17 protein-coding genes are annotated in these 21,414 nt (G+C 63.8%); 10 read left to right on the top strand and 7 right to left on the bottom strand.

Annotated features, from left to right (window positions below):
- The first annotated feature begins 1 nt into the window (after position 1).
- The 7 genes from RX331_RS22335 to RX331_RS22305 all read left to right on the top strand — a co-directional run bounded on the left by RX331_RS22335 (position 2) and on the right by RX331_RS22305 (position 6,713).
- A complete protein-coding gene (locus RX331_RS22335) occupies positions 2–1,171 on the top strand; it encodes an acetyl-CoA acetyltransferase (protein WP_317252070.1) in 1,170 nt (389 codons plus the stop codon).
- A gap of 122 nt (positions 1,172–1,293) precedes the next feature.
- Positions 1,294–1,509, top strand: coding sequence for a hypothetical protein (locus tag RX331_RS22330; protein WP_317252069.1), 216 nt, complete (start codon positions 1,294–1,296; stop codon positions 1,507–1,509).
- 120 nt (positions 1,510–1,629) lie between these two features.
- Positions 1,630–2,832, top strand: coding sequence for a CoA transferase (locus RX331_RS22325; protein ID WP_317252068.1), 1,203 nt, complete (start codon positions 1,630–1,632; stop codon positions 2,830–2,832).
- Between the two features lie 11 nt (positions 2,833–2,843).
- Positions 2,844–4,010 (top strand): acyl-CoA dehydrogenase family protein, encoded by a 1,167-nt coding sequence (locus RX331_RS22320; RefSeq protein ID WP_317252067.1) that lies wholly within the window; start codon positions 2,844–2,846, stop codon positions 4,008–4,010.
- Positions 4,011–4,154: 144 nt separating this feature from the next.
- A complete protein-coding gene (locus RX331_RS22315; protein WP_317252066.1) occupies positions 4,155–5,291 on the top strand; it encodes a thiolase family protein in 1,137 nt (378 codons plus the stop codon).
- Positions 5,288–5,647, top strand: a complete 360-nt coding sequence (locus RX331_RS22310) for a Zn-ribbon domain-containing OB-fold protein (protein ID WP_317252065.1) — start codon at positions 5,288–5,290, stop codon at positions 5,645–5,647. The genes RX331_RS22315 and RX331_RS22310 overlap by 4 nt, the downstream gene beginning before the upstream one ends.
- 538 nt (positions 5,648–6,185) lie before the next feature.
- Positions 6,186–6,713: a carboxymuconolactone decarboxylase family protein gene (locus RX331_RS22305; RefSeq protein WP_317252064.1), complete on the top strand. Its 528-nt coding sequence runs from the start codon at positions 6,186–6,188 to the stop codon at positions 6,711–6,713.
- A 12-nt stretch (positions 6,714–6,725) separates the two neighbouring features.
- Here the strand turns inward: RX331_RS22305 and RX331_RS22300 are convergent, their stop codons facing one another.
- Entirely contained in the window at positions 6,726–7,982 is a 1,257-nt protein-coding gene (locus RX331_RS22300; RefSeq protein ID WP_317252063.1) for an Hsp70 family protein, read from the bottom strand.
- Positions 7,983–8,210: 228 nt separating this feature from the next.
- Between RX331_RS22300 and RX331_RS22295 the strand changes: the two genes are divergently transcribed.
- Positions 8,211–10,544, top strand: coding sequence for a Tex family protein (locus RX331_RS22295; protein WP_317252062.1), 2,334 nt, complete (start codon positions 8,211–8,213; stop codon positions 10,542–10,544).
- A gap of 133 nt (positions 10,545–10,677) precedes the next feature.
- Here the strand turns inward: RX331_RS22295 and glsA are convergent, their stop codons facing one another.
- From glsA to RX331_RS22275, 4 genes are all read right to left on the bottom strand, one after another.
- Entirely contained in the window at positions 10,678–12,537 is a 1,860-nt protein-coding gene (glsA, locus tag RX331_RS22290; protein ID WP_317252061.1) for a glutaminase A, read from the bottom strand.
- 22 nt (positions 12,538–12,559) lie between these two features.
- On the bottom strand, positions 12,560–14,803 hold the full coding sequence (locus tag RX331_RS22285) for a TRAP transporter permease (RefSeq protein WP_317252060.1): 2,244 nt from the start codon (positions 14,801–14,803) through the stop codon (positions 12,560–12,562).
- Between the two features lie 55 nt (positions 14,804–14,858).
- Entirely contained in the window at positions 14,859–16,022 is a 1,164-nt protein-coding gene (locus RX331_RS22280; protein WP_317252059.1) for a TAXI family TRAP transporter solute-binding subunit, read from the bottom strand.
- A gap of 163 nt (positions 16,023–16,185) precedes the next feature.
- On the bottom strand, positions 16,186–16,407 hold the full coding sequence (locus tag RX331_RS22275; protein ID WP_317252058.1) for an acetyl-CoA carboxylase biotin carboxyl carrier protein subunit: 222 nt from the start codon (positions 16,405–16,407) through the stop codon (positions 16,186–16,188).
- Positions 16,408–16,541: 134 nt separating this feature from the next.
- On the opposite strand from RX331_RS22275, the gene RX331_RS22270 reads away from it, so the two are divergent.
- Both RX331_RS22270 and RX331_RS22265 read left to right on the top strand, forming a co-directional pair.
- A complete protein-coding gene (locus RX331_RS22270; protein ID WP_317252057.1) occupies positions 16,542–17,516 on the top strand; it encodes an IclR family transcriptional regulator in 975 nt (324 codons plus the stop codon).
- The gene (locus RX331_RS22265; protein WP_317252056.1) at positions 17,446–19,005 is read left to right on the top strand and encodes an acyl-CoA carboxylase subunit beta; all 1,560 of its coding nucleotides are present in this window, start codon (positions 17,446–17,448) and stop codon (positions 19,003–19,005) included. Before RX331_RS22270 ends, RX331_RS22265 begins: the two co-directional genes overlap by 71 nt.
- 71 nt (positions 19,006–19,076) lie before the next feature.
- On the opposite strand, the gene RX331_RS22260 is transcribed toward RX331_RS22265, so the two are convergent.
- Both RX331_RS22260 and RX331_RS22255 read right to left on the bottom strand, forming a co-directional pair.
- A complete protein-coding gene (locus RX331_RS22260; protein ID WP_317252055.1) occupies positions 19,077–20,363 on the bottom strand; it encodes an MFS transporter in 1,287 nt (428 codons plus the stop codon).
- 262 nt (positions 20,364–20,625) lie between these two features.
- Positions 20,626–21,396 (bottom strand): enoyl-CoA hydratase, encoded by a 771-nt coding sequence (locus RX331_RS22255; protein WP_317252054.1) that lies wholly within the window; start codon positions 21,394–21,396, stop codon positions 20,626–20,628.
- Positions 21,397–21,414: the final 18 nt, after the last annotated feature.

Raw genomic sequence — 21,414 nt, 5'->3', positions numbered from 1 at the left:
CATGACAGCCAGCATCGTGGGGTGGGCGCACACGCCATTCGGCAAGTTCGACGCGGAAACCGTCGAGAGCCTGGTGGTGAAGGTTGCGACCGATGCGTTGGCGGACGCCGGCATTTCCGCCGAAGACGTCGACGAGATTGTGCTCGGACATTTCAACGCCGGCTTCTCGCCGCAGGATTTTACCGCCTCGCTGGTGCTGCAGGCCGACCCCAAACTGCGCTTCAAGCCGGCGACCCGGGTCGAGAACGCCTGCGCCACCGGCTCGGCGGCGGTGCATCAGGGCATCCGGGCGATCGCCTCCGGCGCGGCCAGGACCGTGCTGGTGGTCGGCGTCGAGCAGATGACGCGGACGCCGGGACCGGAGATCGGGAAGTATCTCCTGAAGGCTTCCTATCTGCCCGAGGACGGCGACACGGTCGGCGGCTTTGCCGGAGTGTTCGGCAAGATCGCGCAAAGCTATTTCCAGAAATATGGCGACCAGTCGGATGCGCTGGCGATGATCGCGGCGAAGAACCACAAGAACGGCGTTGCCAATCCCTATGCGCAGATGCGCAAGGATTTCGGCTACGAGTTCTGCCGCGCCGAGAGCGAAAAGAACCCGTTCGTCGCTGGCCCCCTGAAGCGCACCGACTGCTCGCTGGTGTCGGACGGCGCAGCGGCGCTGGTGCTGATGGATTCCGAGAGCGCAAAGACCATGGGCAAGGCGGTGAACTTCCGCGCCACGGCGCATGCACAGGATTTCCTGCCGATGTCCAAGCGCGACATCCTGCAATTCGAAGGCTGCACGGTGGCCTGGCAGCGCGCCCTGGCGCAGGCCGGTGTGCAGCTTTCCGATCTGTCCTTTGTCGAAACCCACGACTGCTTCACCGTCGCCGAGCTGATCGAATATGAAGCGATGGGCCTGACGCCGCGCGGGCAGGGTGCCCGTGCCATCAAGGAAGGCTGGACTCAAAAGGACGGCAAGCTGCCGGTCAATCCGTCCGGCGGCCTCAAGGCCAAGGGCCATCCGATCGGCGCCACCGGCGTTTCCATGCATGTGATGACCGCGATGCAGCTCGTCGGCCAGGCGCCGGAGGGTATGCAGCTCAAGAACGCCAGTCTGGGCGGCATCTTCAACATGGGCGGCGCGGCGGTCGCGAACTACGTCTCCGTGCTGGAGCCGGTGAAGTAGCCGCAAAACGTGGTACCGTAGCGTGGGCAAACGCGCTTGCGCCGCGCCCAGCGTTAACAGCGCGAGATGAGACTGGTGGGCGCGCTTCGCTGTGCCCACCCTACGTTTCCGGAGCGTGCACTATGGCTAACGAAAGTTCGCTGTCTCAGGCAGAACTGAACAACCGGATCAGAATTCTGGAAGACAACATCCGGCAGTTGATCGAACAGGCCGCGGCCGCCTCCGGCGAACAGAACGAGGCGCGCATCGCCGACCGCCTCAGCCAGCAAAACGAAGAGCTGGAACGCCTGACCAAAGAGCGCGACGCCAGAGCCAAGAACGAGCCCCCGAAGAAATAGAAGCTGCTCCGCGCATACGGCCATACGCTGGGCGCGCCTTGATCTTCGCAAGCGCCTGCCGTTACTTGGCTGCCACAATTGCCGGCCGGGAAATGGCCGCATAGCGGGAGCAGGGCGTTCATGGGACCACTAGCTGGCATCAAGGTCATCGACATGACCACCGTGCTGATGGGGCCCTACGCAACCCAGATGCTCGGCGATTACGGCGCCGACGTCATCAAGGTTGAATCGCACGACGGCGACGTGACTCGGCAGATCGGCCCGACGCGCCATCCCGGCATGGGGCCGGTGTTCCTCAACACCAACCGCAACAAGCGCTCGATCTGCCTCGATCTGAAGAAACCCGCCGGGCGCGACGCCGTGCTGCGGCTGATCAAGTCAGCCGACGTGCTGGTATATAACGTGCGCCCGCAGGCGATGGCGCGGCTGAACCTCGGCTATGACGTGGTCTCGGAGGCCAACCCGCGCCTGATCTATGCCGGCGTATTCGGCTTCGGCCAGGATGGGCCCTATGCGGCCAAGCCGGCCTATGACGACCTTATCCAGGGCGCGACCGCGCTGCCGGCGCTGATGGCACAGACCGCCGACGGCGTGCCGCGCTACGTCCCCAACGCGCTGGTCGACCGCATCGTGGGCCTGACGGCGGTCGGCGCGATCTGCGCCAGCCTCGTCGACCGCAACCGTTCCGGGCGCGGCCAGCGCGTCGACATCCCGATGTTCGAAACCATGGCCGGTTTCGTGATGGGCGACCACATGGGCGGCCTGACCTATGAGCCGCCGCTCGACAAGGGCGGCTATGCGCGGCATCTGTCGCCGGATCGCAGGCCCTACAAGACCTCCGACGGCTATATCTGCGTGATCGTCTATAACGACAAGCAGTGGCAGAATTTCTTCGATGCCACCGGCCGCGACGATCTTCGCGTTCATCCGAAATTTGCGACCTTCGCCGGCCGCGCCGCCAATATCGACGTGGTCTACGCCGAGCTGGCGCGCATCCTCGAGACCAAAACCACCGCCGAGTGGATGGCTATCCTGGAGAAGGCCGACGTACCGGTGATGCCGATGCACGATCTCGAAAGCCTGCTCGGCGATCCCCACATCGCCGCGACCAATTTCTTCCCCGTGGTCGACCATCCGACCGAGGGCCGCATCCGCAACATGCGGCCGTCGGCGCGGTTCTCTGAGACTCCGGTCGAGACGCAACGGCTGGCGCCGCGCCTCAGCGAGCACAGCGCGGAAATTCTGCAAGAGGCCGGTTTTTCGCCGGACGAAATCGCAGTGCTGGTGCGCGACGGCGTCACCAAAACCGCAGCCAACAATTGAGGACGGGATAGATGGATTTTGCGCTGTCGGCCAACCAGGAATCGATCATCGATGCGGTCGGAAAAATCTGCTCGCGTTTTGACGACGCCTATTGGCTGAAGAAGGACAAGGAGGGCGGCTATCCCGCCGACTTCCACCGCGCGCTGGCGGATGCTGGCTGGCTCGGCATCTGCATCCCCGAGGAATTTGGCGGCTCGGGACTTGGCATTACCGATGCCGCGCTCATGATGCGGACGATTGCGGAATCGGGCGCCGGCATGTCCGGCGCGTCGGCCGTGCACATGAACGTGTTCGGGCTCAATCCCGTCGTCGTGTTCGGCACCAAGGAGCAATGCACGCGCATGCTGCCACCGATCATCGACGGGCGCGACAAGTCGTGTTTTGCGGTGACGGAGCCCAACACCGGACTCAACACGACGCAGCTAAAGACCCGCGCGGTGCGTAAAGGCGACAAATACGTCGTCAACGGCCAGAAGGTCTGGATCTCCACCGCGCAGGTCGCCAACAAGATCCTGCTGCTGGCACGCACCACCCCGCTTGAGGAGGTGAAGAACCCGACCCACGGGCTCAGCCTGTTCTACACCGATTTCGACAAGCAGCGCGTCACCGTGCACGAGATCGAGAAGATGGGCCGCAAGCCGGTCGATTCCAACGAGCTGTTTTTCGAGAATTTCGAGATCCCGGTCGAAGACCGCCTCGGCGAGGAGGGCCGCGGCTTCGAATATATCCTGCACGGCATGAATCCCGAGCGCATCCTGATTGCGGCCGAAGCGGTCGGGCTCGGCCAGATCGCGCTGTCGCGGGCCGCGGGCTATGCCAAAAACCGCATCGTGTTCAACCGTCCGATCGGCATGAACCAGGGCATCCAGCATCCGCTGGCCAAAAACTGGATGGAGCTGGAAGCCGCCTGGATGATGGTGCTACGCGCCGGCTGGCAATACGACCAGGGCATGCCGTGCGGCCCGGCCGCCAATGCCGCCAAATATCTCGCCGCCGAAGCCGGCTTCCACGCCTGCGAGCAGGCGGTGATGACGCATGGCGGTTTTGGGTACGCGAAGGAATATCACGTCGAACGCTATTTGCGGGAATCCCTGATCCCGCGCATCGCGCCGATCAGCCCGCAGCTTATTCTCAGCTTTATTGCGGAGAAGGTGCTCGGTTTGCCGAAGTCGTATTGAGATGGAAGGCGGTCTCTCCACAGCGTCATTCCGGGATGGTCCGGAGGACCAGACCTCAGGTGCGCAATTGCGCACGGGGGAATCTCGAGATTCCAGGTTCGTCGCTTCGCGCCGCCCCGGAATGACAGTGATCGAGAAATTCCAATGAGCTTCATCACCGGCGTCGGACTAACGTCCTATGGTAAGCATGAAGGCTCGTCCTCGCTCGATCTCATGAGCAAGGCGGCTGAGCTTGCCATTGCCGATGCCGGGCTCAAGCGATCCAAGATCGACGGCGTTCTCTACGGCTATTCCACGGTCTCGCCGCACATCATGCTCGCCACCGTGTTCGCCGAGCATTTTGGCATTCGGCCGTCCTATGCCCACGCCGTGCAGGTCGGCGGCGCCACCGGGCTCGCCATGACCATGCTGGCGCATCATCTGGTCGATGCCGGCGTCGCCAAACATGTGCTCGTCGTCGGCGGCGAGAACCGTCTCACTGGTCAGAGCCGCGACGCCTCGATCCAGGCGCTGGCGCAGGTTGGGCATCCCGATTACGAGGTGCCGCTGGGACCGACGATCCCCGCTTATTACGGCCTCGTTGCGTCGCGCTACATGCACGAATATGGAGTGACGGAAGAAGACCTCGCCGAATTCGCGGTGTTGATGCGCGCCCACGCGCTGGCCCATCCCGGCGCGCAGTTCCACGATCCGATCACGGTCGCCGACGTGATGGCCTCGAAGCCAGTGGCGCTGCCGCTCAAATTGCTGGATTGCTGCCCGGTGTCCGATGGCGGCGCCGCGTTCGTGGTCAGTCGCGAACCAACCGGCGCGAGCCGCATTCGCGTGCGCGGCTGCGCGCAGGCGCATACCCATCAGCACGTCACGGCCGCGCCTGGCTTAAGCGAACTCGGCGCCGAGATCGCGATTGCCAAGGCCAAGGCTGCGTCCGGCGTCGCGATCTCGGATGTGCGCTACGCCGCCGTCTACGACAGCTTTACGATCACGCTCGCAATGCTTCTCGAAGACCTCGGCCTCGCCGGGCGCGGCGAGGCCGCGGCACGGGTGCGGGCAGGGTATTTTGGCCGCGACGGCACTGTGCCACTCAATACCCATGGCGGGCTGTTGAGCTACGGCCATTGCGGCGTCGGCGGTGCGATGGCGCATCTGGTCGAGACCCATCTGCAGATGACCGGGCGGGCCGGCCCGCGGCAGGTCCGCGATGCCTCAGTCGCGCTATTGCATGGCGATGGCGGCGTGCTGTCCTCGCATGTCAGCATGTTCCTGGAGCGGGTACGATGACCGAACGGCTAGCTGATTGGACCAGGGGCGCGGAGGCCATCGTCTATCAATCCTGCAGCGCTTGCAGGAAGGTGCAGTATTTCCACCGTGCGTTCTGCGCCGCCTGCGGCGCGCCTGATCCGGTCGAGAAGCGCGCCAGCGGGGCAGGGACGGTCTATGCAACATCGCTGGTCTGCCGCGCCGCGACATCAGAGACGCGCGCGCACGTTCCCTACAACATCGTGCTGGTCGACACAGTAGAAGGCTTTCGCATCATGGCTCACGGAACCAACGATCTTGCGATCGGCGATAAGGTGGCCGCAAACTACCGGCCGTTTGCGGGAAGGCTGGTTCCCTATTTCGAGAAGACGAGGTGAGTTTCAGGCGAAATGCTCACGCAGCGAAGCAACCCAGATTACGCGGAACGGGTAAAAATCTGAGTGCTTCGACGCGTCAACATTCAGTGCCAGTAGAACACAACACTGGCGATGACGAGCATCGCTGTTACCGCCAGCGTTTGCGCAAGCGCTTCCGAGGCCGCCTTCCTGGTGGCTTCCTTCATGCCTAACTCCCTAGACTTGGGCACTTGACTTGGGCATGAGTCATCGTTGCCCGTGAAGGCCCGATGAGCTCAGTCTGGTTTACTCGGAACACCCCGCGACGAGTATTCGCTCTCTTGAGTCCCCACTCAGCGAATATCGACAGGTGTGAAAATCGACCAGCATTGAGGCGGCAATTTGGCTCGCTCGCAGCCGGTTTGTGCACGAGAAAGGGAGTTTTTTGGCGCGTCTGGAGCGGCTTAGGAGGGGGCTTCACCCCGCCGGAGAGTCGTCTCCGTGGTTGATCGGCCCGCTGCTGCGGTGCATGATCCCTCTGTCAGCAAATCAGAAAATCGTGAAAACCCCAAGGTGACGAATGGCACGCATCGACTACAGCGATCCCGCCAAGCACAACGAACGCACCCGCGAATTGCTCGGTAAAAACCGCAATGCGAACATCTTCCGGATGATGGCGCATTCGCCGAGCTATCTCGAACAGTATTGTCGGTTGGGTGGTGCGATTCGACACCGGGGTGAATTGGACCCGATCGTGCGGGAGCTTGCCATCACCCGCACCGGTATCCTGTGCGAGGCGCCCTACGAAATCGTCGCCCACAAGCGGATCGGCAAGAATGTCGGCGTCACCGACGAGCAGAACGAGGCGCTGGAGAACTGGGAAGCGGCGACCTGCTTCAATGACGTGCAGCGCGCTGCGCTCGCCTTCACCGATGAAATCGTCAGGCAGCACAAGCCGACGGATGCGACATTCAACGCCATCGCGTCCAAACTCACGCCGGCTGCCTTGGTCGAGCTGCAGCTCTCGGTCGGCTTCTACATCATGACGTCGAAGTTTCTGGAGACCTTTGCCATCGACATGCAGCCCGTCACCGAAGTGGTGGGCTGATCGGCGATTGTCTCAGCGCAAGGGCCCGTATCGACGTAGCGCTTCCAGCGTCAATCCCTTGCCGACGGCACCAAAAATGTCGCCTTCGACGATGCGCGCCGCCGGCACCGCCTTGGTGATCGCCTTGCGCACATGGGCGAGCTTTACCGAGCCGCCGGTCAGGAACACGGCGTCGATCGCCTCGGCGGTCAGTCCGGCCTGAACCAGACAGTTCTTGATGCGCGCCGAAATGCGCGTCGCGAGCTGCCTGGTGTGAGTGACGAGGTCGCCCTGGCTGATGGCAGCGCTCAACTCCGCCGCGACCCAGGCGAGCGGGATTTCTGACCGGGCTTTCTCCGACAGCGCGATCTTGGCGTCTTCGACTTCCATCGCCAGCGTATGGCCGCGCTGTTCATGGATCACGCGGATCAGCCGGTCGAGCAGTTCCGGCTTCGCCGCCTCCTGCCGCACCTGGCGTATATCGGCCAGCACGCGCGGCTCATACATCCGGTTGATGCTCGACCACGTCGCGAGGTCGTGGAAATAGCTGGAGGGCACATCAAGCCCGGCGCGCTTCATGGCGCTGCCGAAGCCGAACAGCGGCATCACCACGCCGAGGCTGAGCTGACGGTCGAAATCGGTGCCGCCGATACGGACGCCGTCATTGGCCAGGATATCGGCCGCGCGATCGGCCTTGCCGTGACGCTCGGGCCCGAGCCGCACAATCGAAAAGTCTGAGGTACCGCCGCCGATATCGGCGATCAAGGCGAGTTCCTCGGCCCTGATCTGCCGCTCATAGTCGAGGGCCGCCGCAATCGGTTCGAACTGGAACGTGACGTCCTCGAAACCGATTCCTTTGGCAATCGTTCGCAGGGTGTCTTCGGCCTTGCGATCGGCATCTGGCGCATTGTCGACGAAGTGGACCGGGCGGCCGTGGACGACATTGCGCAACTCTCGACCGGTGGCCTGTTCCGCACGGCGCTTGATCGCCCCGAGGTAGTTGGCAATCACATCGCGGAAACCGACCCGCGCGCGGCCGAGGCGGGTGGTTTCCTCGATCAGTGATGTCCCGAGCACTGATTTGAGGCTGCGCATCAGGCGGCCAGCCGTGCCTTCGACATAGGCCTCCATGGCCCTGCGGCCGATCAGGACATTGCCATCCGCCGCGTAGAAGATGGCGCTCGGAATCGTGGTGTGCGCCGATTCTAGCGGTGCCAGATCGGGTGTCCGGCCGTCGATGGTGCCGAGCGTCGTATTCGACGTTCCGAAATCAAGGCCGCAGATCGACATGGGAAGCTCCGGGAAGGGAGCGCCCGTTTACACATTCCGGGGCCATCAATCCACCCTTATCTCATTGTGATTTCGCGGCGAATCTCATGTGTTGCTGATCAGCCGACAGGGCCGAATCCACAGATCAATTTCTTTCGTCCAGCGCCTTGGCAAATCAATCCGGGATGGTCCATAAGCTGCGTCCCGCGGCGGGTTATGCTGCCGCAAACGGCTTTGGAATGAGGTCGCGTGGCAAACATCAACCGACAGATTGCGCAAGAGCTTGGCGTTCGCGAGGAACAGATCGCGGCAACCGTCGAATTGCTGGACGGCGGCGCTACCGTTCCGTTCGTGGCGCGCTACCGCAAGGAAATCACCGGCGGGCTCGATGACGCCCAGCTGCGCACCCTCGAAGAACGCCTGACCTACTTGCGCGAGCTCGAAGAGCGCCGCGTTGCCGTCCTCAATTCGATCCGCGAGCAGGGCAAGCTCGATGCCGCGCTGGAAGCCCAGATCATGGCGGCGGATAGCAAGGGCCGCCTGGAAGACATCTATCTGCCGTTCAAGCCGAAGCGCCGCACCAAGGCCGAGATTGCCAAGGAAGCCGGCCTCGAGCCGCTGTCCGAATTGCTGCTGACGCAGCCGCAGAACGATCCGCAGGCCGTTGCCGCGAGCTTCGTCAATGCCGAGAAGCAGGTGGCGGACGTCGCTGCTGCGCTGGAAGGCGCGCGTGCGATTCTGGTCGAACGATTCGCGGAAGATGCGGACCTGATCGGCCGGCTGCGCGAGGATGTCTGGTCGGGCGGGCTGATGACCTCGACCGTGCGCAAGGGCAAGAAGACCGAGGGCGAAAAGTTCAAGGACTATTTCGACTACAACGGCGCACTCCACAAGCTGCCGTCGCACCGCATTCTCGCGCTGTTCCGCGGCGAGAAGGAAGAAATCCTCGAACTGCAGATCCAGCCCGAGGTGAACCCGCCCGCGGCCGGCGTTCCCGGCACGTATGAGCTCAAGATCATGCAGCGCTTCGGCATCACCGATCAGGGCCGGCCGGGCGACCGCTGGCTGATCGATACCGCGCGCTGGGCCTGGCGCACGAAAATCCAGGTGCATCTCAACATCGACTTGCGGATGCGGCTGTGGACCGCGGCCGAGACCGAGGGCGTGCGTGTGTTCGCCTCGAACCTGCGCGACCTCCTGCTGGCGGCGCCGGCCGGCGCGCGCGTCACCATGGGCCTCGATCCCGGCTACCGCTCCGGCGTCAAGACGGCGATCGTCGACGCGACGGGCAAGGTGGTTGCGACCACGACGATCTATCCGCACGAGCCGCAGCGGCAGTGGAACGAGGCGCTGGCGATCCTCGGCAAGCTTGCGGTCACGCACAAGGTCGATCTGATCGCGATCGGCAACGGCACGGCCTCGCGCGAGACCGACAAGCTGGCGACCGAGCTGGTCAAGATGCTGCCGGATCTGAAGATGTCGAAGATCGTGGTATCGGAGGCCGGCGCGTCGGTCTACTCCGCCTCGGCCTTCGCCTCCGAGGAACTGCCCGAACTCGACGTTACCTTGCGCGGCGCGGTATCGATCGCGCGGCGCCTGCAGGATCCGCTCGCCGAACTCGTCAAGATCGATCCGAAGGCGATCGGCGTCGGGCAATATCAGCACGACCTCGGCGAAACCAAGCTGGCGCGCTCGCTTGATGCCGTGGTCGAAGACTGCGTCAATGCCGTCGGCGTCGATGCTAATACAGCCTCAGCGCCGCTGCTCGCGCGGGTGTCGGGCATTGGGGCAGGCTTGGCGCAGAGTATCGTGCAGCACCGCGACGCCAACGGGCCGTTCAAGTCGCGCAAGGCGCTGAAGGATGTGCCGCGGCTCGGACCAAAGGCATTCGAGCAATGCGCCGGATTTCTGCGCATCAACGGCGGCGAAGACCCGCTGGATTCGTCCGGCGTGCACCCCGAGGCCTATCCGGTGGTGCGGCGGATTCTTGCCGCGACCAAGAGCGATATCAAGGCGCTGCTTGGCAACGCCGAGATCGTGCGCCAGTTGAAGCCGCAGGCTTTCGTCGACGAGACGTTTGGCCTGCCGACAGTGACCGACATCCTGCGCGAGCTGGAAAAGCCCGGCCGCGACCCGCGCCCGGCGTTCAAGGCCGCGGTGTTCAAGGAAGGCGTCGAGGAGATCAAGGACCTCAAGCCGGGGATGATCCTGGAGGGCACCGTGACCAACGTCGCGGCGTTCGGTGCCTTCGTCGATATTGGTGTGCATCAGGACGGCCTCGTGCACATCTCGGCAATGTCGAAAAACTTCATCAAGGATCCGCGCGAGGTGGTGAAGCCGGGCGATATCGTCAAGGTCAAGGTGCTGGAGGTCGAGGTTGCCCGCAAGCGCATCGCGCTGACGCTTCGGCTTGACGATGAAGTCGGCGCTAAGAGCGAGCGGGCACCGCAAGGCAAGCCGCGCGAATTCTCCAAGGCATCGATGACGTCGTCCGCGCCGCGGAAGGCGCAAGAGCAGGGCGGCGCACTCGCCGAAGCGCTGCGGCGTGCGGCCGAGAAGAGCGGGCGCGGCAAGGCGGGATAGGCGCCTGGGCGTTCCCCGGACGCTGCGCAGCGCGGAGCGATGCGCAGCTGATCCGGGGTCCAGTGCGGCGGTCATGGTCCCGGCTCTGCGGAGCAGCGTGAAGAACGCTGCACCGCGTCCGGGACACGGAAGTTCACCCCGACGTCAGCAAATTCAGCCTGGCGTTCGCCATGATCAGCCGGTCGGCCAACAGCTGCGCAAGGTTGCGCATGATCTGTTCGCCGGCGCGCGGGTGCTGTTTGCGGAAACGTTCGAAATCGCGCAATGGGATCTCATACGCCGTGGCGGCCATGTCGGCGAAGACATCGGCCGAACGGCGCGGCTCCAATAGCGCCATCTCGCCATAGGGCATTCCGGCCGTCAACGTCGCCAGGCGGATGCCGTCGGGCAGGGTGACATGGACCACGCCGCTTCTGAGGAAGAACAGCGAAGCGGCCGGCTCGCCGGTCGTGATGATCTTTTCATTGGCCTGATAGGTCCTGACCGTGGCGAGTGATGCCAGGTCGGTTAGTTCCTCCTCCGTCAGTCCGGCGAGCAGTGACTGTTCGGCGAGTTCAGTTGCCTCGAAGAAGTCGATCGCCCCGCCATAGCGGTACACCACCTGATCTTCGGCCCATTCGATCGCGGCGTCGAGCAAATAGTAGTTGCGGATGTTGCTGAGCCCCTCGGTCCATTCCGCGATCATCTTCCAGTCCGGCGATGCGCGGCGGATGCCTGATAGGATCACGGTGACGTGGTATGCCGCGAGCTCGCGGAACTCCTCGGCGAGCAAACGGGCGCCGGCGCGCGTCATGGCGGTGACGCGGCGCAGGTCGAAAATGACGAGTTGCGGACGCGGCCTGGCCGCAAGCTGGCGCGAGACGTAGTCGACATTTGAGAATGACAGCGTCCCGACCAGCTCGATGACGCGGACGTCCTGGTGGTGGGCGGCGAGGATGCTCTGTTCCTGCGCGCGGCGCACGCGCCGCGACGGACTATTGCCGATGTCGTAATCGGCGATGATGCTGTTGCGGGCATCGTCGCTGCGGTTGAGCATATGCAGGTCGTAATGCGCCGAAATCGCCTCGCAGACCTTGATGCCGCGCACGCTGTTGCCATGCTTGTCGAGCTTTGGCGAATAGCTGCCAAGCCCGAGCCGGGCCGGGAGCGCAGCCAGAATGCCGCCGCCGACGCCGCTCTTGGCGGGGATGCCGACCCGGTAGATCCATTCGCCGGCATAGTCGTACATGCCGGAGGAGGTCATCACCGAAAGCGTCCGCGAGATGGCGTAGGCGCTCATCACCCGCTCACCGGTCACCGGGTTGATGCCGCGGTTGGCGAGCGTCGCCGCCATCACAGCGATATCGCGCGCCGTCACGAGGACGGCGCATTGCCGAAAATAGACTTCCAGCACCTCGGCCACCTTGTCCTTGATGACCGCGTTGGTGCGCAAGAGATAGCCGATCGCGCGGTTGCGGTCGCCGGTCAAGCTTTCGGAAGCATAGACCGCGTCGTCGACGTCGAGCTCGCGGCCGGCAAAACGGCCCAGCGCCTGCCTGATGTGCTCGAACGCAGCGTCGCCCTTGGCCTCGTGGATCAGGCCGGAGCAGGCGATCGCGCCGGCATTGACCATTGGGTTGAAGGGATGGTTTTCGGCATTGAGCCGGATCGAGTTGAAGGGATCGCCCGAGGGCTCGACGCCGATCACGCTTTCGACCCGTGCCGCGCCGAGCGTGTCCAGCGCCAGCGCAAACACGAACGGCTTTGACATCGACTGGATGGTGAAGGGGACCTGCGTATCGCCGACCTCATAGACATGGCCGTCGAGGGTGGCGAGGCTGATACCGAAATGGTCGGGGTTGGCCTTGCCGAGCTCCGGGATGTAGTCGGCGACCGCGCCGCGGGTCTCGGGCGTGAAGTCATCGTGACAGGCGGTCAGGAACCGCAGCAGCGGCGGCTTCGAACGGGTCCAGACGGCCGGAGGCGCCGGGAAAGGAGGAGGCAATGCTTTCATCGCCTCCTCTTGTGCAACGCAATCAGGGAGCGTGCAACTGGTTCGGCGCCAGCGCTGCCTGACGGCGGATCAGGAAAAGGGCAAGGAGGATCGCCGGTATGATGATCGCAAGCCCCAGCGCCGTGATCTGCGTCTGCGACAACGGCATGATGCCGCCGCCGGGCGTCGCGATCACGAAGCCGCCGATCACGAGCAGCACGCGCAGCGGCCATTCCATCATGCCGGCGCGCCTGAGGTCGCCGACGAAGGCCTGATAGCCCTGGATGCCGCCGCAGATGAAGACAATGCCGAAGCAGGCAAGTCCCGTCAGGCCCAGCGCCTCCAGATAGGGATTGCTTCCCTGCAGCAGGAGCGCCGGGTTCAGCACGAAGAAAAACGGGATGAAGTAGATGATGCTGCCGACCCACATGCTCTCCCAGCCCGTCTTCATGGCGGGCGCGCCGGCGATTCCGGCGGCGGCAAAGGAGGCGATGGCGACAGGCGGCGTGATCGACGACAGCATGCCCCAGTAGAAGATGAACATGTGCACGGCCATCTTGTTCAGGCCGAGCTTCTCCAGCGCCGGCGCCACCAGAATCGCCAGGAAGATGTAGCAGGACGTCGTGGTCAGCCCGAGGCCCAGGATCAGGCTCGTGATCGCGCACATGATCAGCAGCAGGAAGGCATCGCCCCCTGCGATATTGAGCAGGTCGTTGGCGAGGCTCGAGATCACGCCCGTCAGCGAGAATGCGCCGATCAGCAGGCCGCAGCCGGCGAGGATCGCGATCAGCTCGACGAAGGTCTTGCCGTTCAGTTCAAGGAACTGAAGCCACCGCTGGCCGCCCCAGTTCTTGCCGGGAAAGAATTCGTTGAGGGCGGCCAGCAGGCACATTCCCCACAGCACGGCGTTGAGCACGTCGAACCAGAGCATGGCGGCTGTCACCAGAATCGAGAACGCAAGGACGGCGGTATTGCCCCGTTTCCACGGTGCCGGGCCGGACCATTGGTGCAGGATGACGAGGAGCGCGGTGGCGTAGAACGGCGCATGGCTCTCGCGCTTGAAATACAGCAGCATCACCACGAGGATGACGATGACGAACAGGTAGTACCAGCCGTCCTTGAAGGCATCCCAGAATCGCGGCAGCTCGGCGCGCGGGATGCCTTCCAGCTTGTGGCGGGCGGCGTAGGCGTCGACCTGCGCGAACAGACCGACATAATACAGCACCGACGGGATGGTCGCGGCGAGCGCGACGTCGGCATAGCTCGTGTTCATGAACTGCGCCATCACGAAGGCGGTGGCGCCGAGCACCGGCGGGGCCAGCACCGCGCCGGTCGACGCGCACGCTTCGATCGCGCCGGAATAGGAGGGCGTAAATCCCGTCTTCTTCATCGCCGGGATGGTCATGGTGCCCGCGGTCAGCACGTTGGAGACGATGCTGCCGCCGACCGTGCCGAGCAGGCCGGACGCGAACACGCAGACCTTTGCGGCGCCGCCGCGGAACGTTCCGCACATCGCAAAGGCGATATTGATGAAGAACTTCCCGGCGCCTGTCATCATCAGCGCCGTGCCGAACACCAGGAAGCCGATCACCGTGTCGGCAAAGGCCTGGATCGGGATGCCGAGCAGGCTTTCGCCCGAAAGCATGTGATAGGAGGTGGTTTGCTCCAGGGTCGATTGCGTGCCGCGGAACGGGCCCAGCCACTTCGAATCGGCAAACATCGGGTAGAACGTGAAGGGAAGCACGCTGAGCAGCAGGCTCCAGCCGCCGGTGCGGCGCAGCGCTTCCATCAGCACGAACCACATCACGATGCCGGCGGCGATGACGTTTTTCGGTGCGCCGTCGAACTCCCAGCCGAGCGCTGCGGCCTTGCGGATGTTGAGCATCAGCCAGACCGCGGAGCCGAACGTCAGCACGAACAGCAGCAGGTCGTACCAGGGAATCCGGTCGAGCGGCGCCTTCTCCGATCCCGGAAAGATCAGGAACGTGAAGGGAAGCATCAGCGCTATCAGGAGATAGAAATATTCGGTGTTGAGCTGGGTGAAGTCGATGAAGAACCGCAGCGAGAACTGCTGGTTCATGCACAACAGGATGGTCGCGGCGGTCGCCACCATCAGCGTCCAGCGCCACGCGCCCCGCAAGGTGCGGATGCGCGTGACCTCGGATTCCTGCAGGTCGGCCGAAGCTGCAAGGTGCGGATCGGTAATCTCGATTCCGGCCAGCACCGTTGGACTGCCGGCGGCCACTGACGCAGACGCCTGCGAACTATCGGAGGAGGGGGCTGACATTTATCGATTCTAATAGTTATTGCAGACGCCGGCTTACAGAAAATGCGTGACGGATTTATTCGAACCCGTTCGGCATGTTGGCCTTGGTCAGCGCCGCCGCGCGTGCCTTCATCCAGCCGTCGAGAAACGCCTTGTCATCCGACGGCGGATTGGACTTGCCGTAGTCCGTCCACGCCGCTGCCAGAACCTGCTGGCGCTTCAAGAGCTCCTTGTTATGGGCTTCCTGGGCGTCGGTCCACTGACCGGCTTCCTTCAGGGCCTTTGCGGCGCCCGGGTGCACCGGCACCACCCAGTTCTTGGTCTGACGGTCGGCCCCGAGGCCCGCCGCGCCCGGCGCGGAATCCTTGTAAGCGTCGTAGCCGGTGATCATCGCCTTGGTGATGGCGTAGACGTCAGCTTCGGGCAGCGTGCCGTAGACCATGAAGATCGGGTAGGGGTAGTTGCCGAGTTCGACCGGCTTGTCCTTGGAAATGCCGGCGCCGCAGGTCGCAACATGCGGGAAGAAGAACGATCCGACCTTTTTCACGCGCTCCCAGCCGGCCTTGTCGCTGGCAGGCAACGGCGGCCAGACGACGCCGCGCGGCGATGTCTCCAGCTCCTTCGCCGGACCGGTGATGGTGGTGGCGAAGGCGGCGTCGACGTCGTTGTTGATCATGCCTTTCCACATCGCGCCGTAGCTCGAGAACTCGACGACCTTGACGTCGCTCTGCTTGAGGTCGCCGAACGCCAGCACTGCAAGTGCATTCTGGTTCAGCGCGGGCGAACCGACCACGAAGCCGACACGCTTGCCCTTGAGCTGCTTGATCTCGGTGACGCCGGTGTCCTTGGCGACGCCGAGCGAGCCGGCGTTGCAGTCGACCGACGACAGCACGAGTTGCAGCGGCTGCGGTCCCCATTCCTTGGTGCCGAACTCGAACACGCCTTCCTGGGCGAAATAGGTGCCCGAACCCATCGCCGACATCACCGCTCGCTTGGCGCGGAGCGGCGCCAGCCGAGCCACGTCGTTGCCGGCGGGCAGTACGCGGACGTCGGTGCCGTACTTGTCTTTCATCATCTTGCCGACGCCAACCGCGATGTTGAAGCCGGCGGTGCCCGTATCGTAGGCGGTGACGACCATGGTCGCCGGCAGCTTGACGTCCTCGGCACAGGCCACGGACAAGGTCAGCCACGAAATACCTGCAAGTGCGGCCGGCGCGAGCGCTTTCAAGCGATGAATCATCATTTTCCCCTGAGATTGTTTTTCGCGATGCGAGATACCTCGTTACCGTCAATCATGTCATCGGCTGCTGGCGATGGCAACGTTAGGCACGTACGACTAAACATCTAAGCTGGACAGATTGTCGCGGAAACTTGTGGGCGAATAGTTCTATGCCGCGATCTCGTTAAGCTTCGATGATCGCGACCACCTGTCCTTCGGCGATGACATCGTCGAGCTCGACCAGGATCGCCTTGATTTTTCCTGCTGCCGTCGACGTAACCGGAATTTCCATCTTCATCGCTTCAACGAACGCGACCTCGTCGCCATCGCCGACATTGCTACCGGTTGCAATGGGGATCGCGCACACGCGTCCGGCGACTTCGGTGACGATTTTGATATCTGGCATTTCCGTTCTCCCAAGGACCGTCTGACGGACTGGTTGTCCTCGTGAACGGCTTTTTGTTGTGGCGGCAGATTGCCTGAGGTAGTTTGTTCTGCAAGTGGAATTTTATTCCGCAGAGCGGAATGGAGCCAATAACAATGGGAAGACGCTCGGAACGGCTTAGCAAGCAGGGAATGCTCGCCAGCGACCTCAGTGGCGAGGGGGATGTGATCCAGGTGGTGTCGCGGGCGTTCGACGTCCTGCGTTGCTTCGAGGGTCATGAAGCGAGACTCGGCAATCTGGAGATTTCCAGCCGTTGTGGTCTGCCGCGCTCGACGGTGTCGCGGCTCACCCACACGCTGACGCGGATGGGCCAGCTCGTCTATCTGCCGCGCGACCAGAAATACCGCATCGGCCCCAGCGCAGTGGCGATGAGCACCTCGATGATGAAGGGGTTGCAGCTTCGGAACCTGATCAGGCTGCGCCTGCAGGACGTTGCCGATCAACTGCCGGGGACCGTCGGCTTCGTGATTCCCGACCGCTATCATCTGGTTTATCTCGAATTCGCGCGCGCCGCGAACGCGCTCGGCCTGCACGAGGGAACCGGCAGCCGTATCTCGATGACGAGCACGGCGGCGGGTTTTGCCTATACCGCAGCGCTCGACACCGACGTCGGCGACGCCCTGATCGCCGAAATGGAGCGTGAGATCCCGGATGCTGCCGGGCAGTTGAAGTCGCGCATCGAGGACAACCGCCGGCACTTACGCGAACGCGGCTATGTCGTCGGCTGCGGCACCTGGAGCCCGCACATCAACGGCTGCGCGGTGCCGGTGTGGTCGCCGCAATATCAGACTTTCGTCGTCGTCACGATCGGCCTTCTCTCCGCAATGTTCGATGAGGAGCGGCTACACAGAGAGGTGGCGCCGCAGATGATCGAACTCGGCGCTGCGATCGGCGGCCTGCTCGAAGGTAGCGAGGGCGACATCTTCACGAACCGAATCGAGAGAAAGCCGCTCCCGGTGCCGGCCCATAACAACAAGATCATCAAGACGGAGGATATGAATGAACTGGAAGCCGGAGCTCGACGAGCTCGCTCGGCGCGAAGCGTTCGCGCGCGAGATGGGAGGCGTTGACAAGGTCAAGCGCCAGCATGACCAGGGCCGGCTTACGGTTCGTGAGCGTATCGACAGACTGATCGACAAGAATACCTTCCACGAGATCGGCGCGATTTCCGGCATCGCCGAATACGACGAAAACAGCGAGCTGAAGCACCTGACGCCGGCCAACTGCGTGTTCGGCCGCGGCAAGGTCGACGGCCGTACCGTGGTCGTTGTCGGCGACGATTTCACCGTGCGCGGCGGCTCCGCCGACGCTTCTATTTCCGCCAAGCCGCTGATGGCCGAGGAGATGGCGCATGATTTCCGCCTGCCGATCATCCGGGTGATCGAAGGTTCCGGCGGCGGCGGCTCGGTGAAGACGATCGAGACCCGCGGCGCGGCCAATCTGCCCGGCGGCGTCGGCGGGACGCGCTGGTACTGGTTCACGACGGCGAACATGGCGCGCGTGCCCGTGGTCGCACTCGGGCTCGGCTCGGTCGCGGGCCTCGGCGCGGCGCGGCTCGCTGCCAGCCACTATTCGGTCATGACGCGGAATTCCGCGATGTTCGTCGCCGGTCCGCCGGTCGTGAAGCGACTCGGCCAGGACCTGACCAAGACGGAACTCGGCGGCGCCGACATCCAGACCCGCGCCGGCGGCGTCGACGATGCCGTCGATACCGAGGAGGAGGCGTTCGAGCGCGCCCGGCGGTTCCTGTCCTATCTGCCGTCCTCGGTCTTCGACCTGCCGCCGACCATTCCCTGCGATGACGATCCCGAGCGCGCGGAGGAATCGCTGCTCAAGGCGGTGCCGCGCAGCCGCCGCCAGGTCTACAAGATGCGGCCGATCATCGAGGCCGTCGTCGACAAGCGTTCATTCTTCGAGGTCAACGCCAATTTCGGCCGCCCAATCATCACGGGCCTTGCCCGGCTTGAAGGTCGCGCGGTGCTGCTGCTGGCCAGCGATCCCTTCCACTACGGCGGGTCGTGGACGGCGGAGGCCTGCCAGAAGCTGGTGCGCTGGGTCGATTTCGCCGAGACCTTTCATCTGCCGGTCGTCTATCTGATGGATTGCCCCGGCTTCATGATCGGGCTTGAGGCGGAGAAATCGGCGACTATCCGGCATGGCGTGCGCGCGATGGCGGCGGTCAACCAGTCCACTGTGCCCTGGTGCACCATCATCGTGCGCAACGCGTTCGGCGTCGCCGGCGTCGTGCATCAACCGGCCAACCGCTATTCGATGCGCTACGCCTGGCCGTCGGCCTATTGGGGTTCGCTGCCGCTGGAAGGTGGCATCGAGGCGGCTTACCGCGCCGACATCGACGCGGCGGAGGACCCCACCGCGAAGCTGAAGGAGATCGAGGACCGCCTCAACAAGCTGCGCTCGCCGTTCCGCTCGGCCGAAAAATTCTGGATCGAGGAGGTGATCGACCCGCGCAAGACGCGTTCGCTGCTCTGCGAATTCGCGCGATTGGCGGAGCCAATCCGGCAGGTGGGTCCGCCGACGAACATGTCGACGCGGCCGTAGGCTTGCCGGTAGCGAATGGCCAATAGCGAGTGGGGTTTTCCATTCGCTATTCGCTACTCACCATTCGCCCATTAGGTCGCCACGGTCTTCGCCGGCGTCCGCGAGATCGCCAGCACGATCAACGCCGCCACCACGCAGAGCGCACCGGCGACGAAGAACGCCGGCAGGTAGCTCTGCAGCAGCGTCCGCGACAGGCCGGCGCCGAAGGCGGCCGTGCCGGCGCCGAGCTGATGGCCGGCAAAGATCCAGCCGAACACGAGGTTCGCGCGCTCGGCGCCGAACCGCTGCGCCGTGAGCCGCACCGTCGGCGGCACGGTCGCGATCCAGTCGAGCCCATAGAACATCGCGAACAGCGAAAGCCCGTAAAGCGTGAAATCGGAGAACGGCAGGAACAAGAGCGACAGGCCGCGCAGCCCGTAATACCAGAACAGCAGATAGCGGTTGTCGTAGCGGTCGGACAGCCAGCCGGAAGCGATGGTGCCGACGAAATCGAAGATACCCATCGCCGCGAGCAGGCTTGCCGCCTGCACCTGCGGGATGCCGAAATCGAGGCACATCGGAATCAGATGCACCTGGACGAGGCCGTTGGTCGAAGCGCCGCAGATGAAGAAGGTCGCGAACAGGATCCAGAATACGCCGGATTTCGAGGCGTCGCGCAGGGTGCCGAGCGCGGCCGCCATGATCGGCGTGGTGTTCGGCGGCGGCGCCGGTAGCGGCTCGGTGCCTTCCTCGCCGAATGGCCTTAAGTTCACATCGCTCGGCCGGTCGCGCATGATCAGGAGCACGCCGAAGGCCGATACGCCCAGCATGACGCACACCAGCGTCAGCGCGACCCGCCAGCCATAGGCTTCTGTCAGGCTCGCCAGCAGCGGCAGGAAGGCGAGCTGTCCGGTAGCGACGCTTGCCGTCAGGATGCCGACGACGAGGCCGCGCCGCGCCACGAACCAGCGCGCGGCAATCGTAGCCCCCAGTACCAGCGCGGTCATGCCGGTGCCGATCCCGATCACGACGCCCCACAGCAGCATCAGGTGCCACACCTTGGTCATCGCCAGCGACGCAACGAGGCCGGAGACGACGATGAGCTGCGCCGAGAGCGCCACGTTGCGCAGGCCGTAGCGGTTCATCAGCGCGGCCGCGAACGGCGCCATCAGCCCGAACAGGATGAAGCGGATCGACAGCGCCGAGGAAATCTCGGCCGTGGTCCAGCCGAATTCCTTCTGCAGGGGCACAATGAAGACGCCGGGCGCGCCGACCGTGCCGGCTGATATCAGGGCGGTCAGGAAGGTCACTGCGACCATCGCCCAGCCATAATGGATGTTACGGCGAGCGAGGGCGGCGGACAGCCAGTTCGAGATCATTTGGCCTCGGTCGATTCGGATGGGAAGGTTAGTTCGGCTTTGCCTATTGTGACGCGCGGTACGTCTGACGGAAATGCCATACTTCCCTCATTTCAGGACACGGCGTCAACGGCGACACGCAGATCGTCCATTGGATTATGCTGATAATATTACCCGTGATGGAAATCGCAATAGGCTCGGGCTCGCGCCCCGCCGCGAAGCGGGGATGGTGGAAATAGAGCCGGCAGGGCTCATCCCGCCTCCACCTATCTTCTTGTGGCGTCTATTTCTTGCGGTCGAGAAATCCCTGCATCAGCCGCTGTGGCTCGCCGGTCAGGAACGACTTTCCGAACACGCCGACGCTCAAATTGACCGACTCGGTCAGCGGCAGCTCCTCCCATTGGCGGAGCAAGTCCTTCTGGATGCGCAGCGCTTCCGGGCCGCATTCGAGCAGCGCCTTCACCGTGTGCTCGACCGCGTCGTCCAGCCCGCCTTCCTTGGCGACGACGTCGACGAGGCCCCAGGCGAGCGCGGTGGGCGCGTCGATATTTTCCGCGGTCATCACCAGCCAGCGGGCGCGGCCCCAGCCGATCAGCCGCGGCAAGAGCGCCGCGTGGATCACCGAGGGGATGCCGACGCGCACCTCCGGCATGCCGAATTTGGCGTCGTGGGCGCAAATGCGGAAATCGCAGGCAGCGGCGACTTCGAGGCCGCCGCCGAGGCACCAGCCGGGCAGGCGCGCGATTACCGGTGCTGGAAACTGGCGCACGGCCTCGCAGAGGTCGCGCAAGCGCGTGATGAAGGCTTCGGCGGATTTCTGGTCGAGCTTCGCCATCTCCTTGATGTCGGCCCCGCCGATCATGCTCTTTTCGCTCTGGCCGGCAAGGATCACCGCGCGGATGCTTTTGTCGCCGGCGAGCTTTTCAAATCCCTCACGCACGCCATCGGTGACGGCCGAGGAGAGGATGTTGAGCGAGCCTGCATTGCAGATCGCAAGGCGCACGACGCCTCTGCTATCGCGCGTGATGCCGCAATGGGGATTGAGCATTTCCATGGTTATCGTTGTGGCTCC

It is taken from the genome of Bradyrhizobium sp. BWA-3-5 (assembly GCF_032917985.1).
In the GTDB taxonomy this organism is placed as follows: Bacteria; Pseudomonadota; Alphaproteobacteria; order Rhizobiales; family Xanthobacteraceae; genus Bradyrhizobium.
The sequence above is the reverse complement of the archived record's forward strand: the minus strand, read 5'-3'. Positions and strand labels throughout refer to the sequence as shown.

What these genes read in the sequence shown, in the direction of transcription:
- RX331_RS22260 (WP_317252055.1), bottom strand. Translation starts at nt 20,363, where the DNA reads ATGATCTCGAACTGGCTGTCCGCCGCCCTCGCTCGCCGTAACATCCAT.
- RX331_RS22320 (WP_317252067.1), top strand. Translation starts at nt 2,844, where the DNA reads ATGGATTTTGCGCTGTCGGCCAACCAGGAATCGATCATCGATGCGGTC.
- glsA (WP_317252061.1), bottom strand. Translation starts at nt 12,537, where the DNA reads ATGAAAGCATTGCCTCCTCCTTTCCCGGCGCCTCCGGCCGTCTGGACC.
- RX331_RS22280 (WP_317252059.1), bottom strand. Translation starts at nt 16,022, where the DNA reads ATGATTCATCGCTTGAAAGCGCTCGCGCCGGCCGCACTTGCAGGTATT.
- RX331_RS22330 (WP_317252069.1), top strand. Translation starts at nt 1,294, where the DNA reads ATGGCTAACGAAAGTTCGCTGTCTCAGGCAGAACTGAACAACCGGATC.
- RX331_RS22300 (WP_317252063.1), bottom strand. Translation starts at nt 7,982, where the DNA reads ATGTCGATCTGCGGCCTTGATTTCGGAACGTCGAATACGACGCTCGGC.
- RX331_RS22265 (WP_317252056.1), top strand. Translation starts at nt 17,446, where the DNA reads ATGAACTGGAAGCCGGAGCTCGACGAGCTCGCTCGGCGCGAAGCGTTC.
- RX331_RS22310 (WP_317252065.1), top strand. Translation starts at nt 5,288, where the DNA reads ATGACCGAACGGCTAGCTGATTGGACCAGGGGCGCGGAGGCCATCGTC.
- RX331_RS22325 (WP_317252068.1), top strand. Translation starts at nt 1,630, where the DNA reads ATGGGACCACTAGCTGGCATCAAGGTCATCGACATGACCACCGTGCTG.
- RX331_RS22315 (WP_317252066.1), top strand. Translation starts at nt 4,155, where the DNA reads ATGAGCTTCATCACCGGCGTCGGACTAACGTCCTATGGTAAGCATGAA.
- RX331_RS22270 (WP_317252057.1), top strand. Translation starts at nt 16,542, where the DNA reads ATGGGAAGACGCTCGGAACGGCTTAGCAAGCAGGGAATGCTCGCCAGC.
- RX331_RS22305 (WP_317252064.1), top strand. Translation starts at nt 6,186, where the DNA reads ATGGCACGCATCGACTACAGCGATCCCGCCAAGCACAACGAACGCACC.
- RX331_RS22285 (WP_317252060.1), bottom strand. Translation starts at nt 14,803, where the DNA reads ATGTCAGCCCCCTCCTCCGATAGTTCGCAGGCGTCTGCGTCAGTGGCC.
- RX331_RS22335 (WP_317252070.1), top strand. Translation starts at nt 2, where the DNA reads ATGACAGCCAGCATCGTGGGGTGGGCGCACACGCCATTCGGCAAGTTC.
- RX331_RS22255 (WP_317252054.1), bottom strand. Translation starts at nt 21,396, where the DNA reads ATGGAAATGCTCAATCCCCATTGCGGCATCACGCGCGATAGCAGAGGC.
- RX331_RS22275 (WP_317252058.1), bottom strand. Translation starts at nt 16,407, where the DNA reads ATGCCAGATATCAAAATCGTCACCGAAGTCGCCGGACGCGTGTGCGCG.